Genomic DNA, 3237 nt, shown 5'->3' with positions numbered 1-3237 from the left:
AATAAGATAACATTTATAATGGTTATTTATTATAATAATTAATTTATTTAGTAGTATATTATGGCAAAATTCTTATATAAACAAACATTATTAAAATATTATGCAGCAGGATATACAAAAGAATGAACTAAAAAGCAGAATACCTTTCAGATTAGATAGATTACCTTTTAGCAGATGGCATGTTCTTGTGGTTATAGCCTTGGGTTTTACATGGATTCTGGATGGCCTTGAGGTCACAATGGTGGGCGTTATAGGTTCGGTACTGATAAGCCCAAAAACTCTTGATTTTACCTCTGCAGAGGTGGGATTCGTTGCCACTGCCTATTTAATTGGTGCTGTTATAGGCTCTGTATTTTTTGCCGAGTTAACAGACATACATGGACGGAAAAAATTATTTATGGTAACATTAAGCGTTTACATACTCGGTACGGTATTTACAGCATTTTCATTTAATTTTCCATCGTTTTTCCTGTTTAGATTTATTACAGGCCTTGGTATTGGTGGGGAATATGCTGCAATAAATTCGGCAATAGATGAACTAATGCCATCAAAATATCGTGGAAGAATAGACCTTGCAATCAATGGGAGCTGGTGGGTTGGCACCATAGTGGGTTCCATAGGCTCTCTTTATTTACTAAATACAAGCATATTTCCTATAAATTTGGGATGGAGATTATCATTCGCAATAGGTGCCATACTGGCAATAGCCGTTCTATTAATAAGGCGCTATGTTCCTGAATCGCCAAGATGGCTGTTAATGCATGGTAAACTTGATGAGGCCAGAGAAATTACCACAAATATTGAGGATACAGTATCAAAAAGCACAGGAAAGGACCTTGAACAAGTTTCAAGATATATAACCATAAAACCACAGAGGAGAATAAGGGCCAAGGAAATTGTGGATACGTTATTTAAAAAATATCCCAAAAGGACTGTACTTGGTTTATCATTAATGGCCGGTCAGGCATTCCTTTACAATGCAATATTTTTTACGTATGCTCTTGTGCTTAAGGTGTTCTATGGTATACCGTCTGATGAGATAGGCTATTTCATAATACCATTTGCAGTTGGAAACTTTGTTGGCCCTCTGGTGCTTGGAAAACTTTTTGATACAAGGGGTAGAAAGCTGATGATATCATTCACATACATTTTCTCAGGGGCCCTATTAATGCTAACAGCGTATTTATTTTACATAGGAGTTTTAAATGCAGTAACACAAACACTGCTCTGGTCAATTATCTTCTTTTTTGCCTCTGCAGGGGCATCATCAGCATATTTAACAGTAAGTGAGGTTTTTCCTGTTGAAATGAGGGCAATGGCCATAGCCGTGTTTTATTCAATAGGTACAGGTATAGGTGGTGTGCTTGCACCCTCGCTGTTTGGTATATTAATTGCCTCAAAATCTCCATTCAGCCTATCTATGGGATATTTGCTTGGGGCATCTCTAATGGTTATATCAGGAATTGTGGAGATTTTCCTTGGTGTAAAGGCAGAGAAAAAATCTCTTGAGGATGTGGCAAGACCACTCACCGCAGAGGATATTGAATCATATAATAAAGAACCGGTTAATTACAATAATGAGGAGGCAAATTAAATATATTTATTGAATTTCTTTTTTCTTTGTTTCTTTTTTGAACTCTGCCGGCAGCCGACCAAGCTTATAATCCGACTCATCGACGAATTTTATTAACCTTGAAAGCTGTGGATGTACCCTTTTAACCTCATTATACATTTTCAGTGCAACTGTTCTAAGATCAGGGTGCACCTGTGCATTTGACCTTAATTCAATGAAATATGTGAGTTCATTAAGATTGATATTAAATGCCACAGGGTATCTATATGCATACGGAACAATGTACTGGGCCAGATCGGGGCCATTTTTTTCTTTTATATCAAGATATAAATTTCTAGCTTTTTCCATTAATGTTACATAATCATTTTTTAGGTCTTCTGTTTTATTTATTGTTTCCGGTATATCATATCCATAATAAACGCTTAGTGGTTTTCTGACAATTGACATAAACCTGTGCCTCTGCAGCTCCCTGAATGCACCATAATTTGTATTAACCTGAAATAGATAATTTATTGCCTCAAATGGACGCCCAATTTTATGCCTCCTGTTTTTTCTTATTGAAATGAGATTATTTAATAGCCTTTCCTTTTCCTCCTTTGTTAGGTCTATGCTATTGTAATCTCCATAATAGCGGTAAACCATAAGTTTTAAGGCCTTATTTATTGCATTTTCCTCATCCTCATAATCAAGGAGTGAAACGGTATTTATTGATCCAAAGTTCTGCTGTTCCCTGTAACCTATAAGATCACGGGACATATTATACTCTATCTGTTCAATGCCATGTTTTGATGTGGCGTCATCTATGATCTCCGGCATTTCATTTTTTAATTCATTATAAATTAAATCCGCATATTTTAGGCTCTCCTTGGTTTTATACTCACCAAGACGCTCTATTAATGCTATAAATGCCCTACCATTACCAGATACACCAATATTCGTAAGTGTTGATGCCGGCAGAACTAGTCTAATCTCATCCAGTACAGATGATCTTAATGATGACTTATACGCCTTTGTTACTGAATCATCATCAATATTTTTTATCTCTGAATAATTATAAACTTTTCCGCCAATTTCAAAATTAAATTTCTCTATTGGATACATTTCCGAGTATATTTTAATCATATCATCGTATGATTTAGAGTAAAAATCAAAAAGTTCATTGCATAATTCATTGTATTCATTTTCATACTTTTTTATGCCTGCACCATCGGCATCCAGAAAAAGGTAATGGCCATTAACCTTTTTATTATATTTAACATATCTTGATGATTTTTCAAGATATGACAGGCCTATTCTTGATTCTTCTATAATTTTTGATAAAATATTTGAAACATTCTGTATGCCCATCTGTGCAGTTATAAGCTCAGATATTGATTCATCCCCATAATCGAGGAAGATTTTCTTATAAAAATCTATTGCCTTTTCTGGATTATTTTTAAATTCTTTTTCATAAACTGATCTTATATCCAAATTAACTGTTCTACTGTACCTTGACATTAAAGCCCCGCGGTCTATCATTTTTTCTGTTTTTATCAAAAAAACATCACGGTCATTATTTGAGAAATCCTGCATAAAAAGATATATAAACAAAAGATATATATAATTAATGCATGCAGTTTGTATAATATTTAAAATTTTTATTTATACACTTTAAAAAATTGATT

Annotated in this window: 2 protein-coding genes; one reads left to right on the top strand and one right to left on the bottom strand. The window is 34.1% G+C overall.

Going from position 1 to position 3237, the window contains the following annotated elements; translation table 11 throughout:
• Window positions 1–100 precede the first annotated feature (100 nt).
• Window positions 101–1594 (top strand): MFS transporter, encoded by a 1494-nt coding sequence (locus AOG54_RS02120; protein ID WP_048100868.1) that lies wholly within the window; start codon window positions 101–103, stop codon window positions 1592–1594.
• Between the two features lie 6 nt (window positions 1595–1600).
• On the opposite strand, the gene AOG54_RS02115 is transcribed toward AOG54_RS02120, so the two are convergent.
• On the bottom strand, window positions 1601–3145 hold the full coding sequence (locus tag AOG54_RS02115; protein WP_055032344.1) for an FAD-dependent thymidylate synthase: 1545 nt from the start codon (window positions 3143–3145) through the stop codon (window positions 1601–1603).
• Between the last annotated feature and the right edge of the window lie 92 nt (window positions 3146–3237).

It is taken from the genome of Acidiplasma aeolicum (assembly GCF_001402945.1).
GTDB lineage: Archaea > Thermoplasmatota > Thermoplasmata > Thermoplasmatales > Thermoplasmataceae > Acidiplasma > Acidiplasma aeolicum.
This window is presented reverse-complemented; position numbering and strand designations above follow the sequence as displayed.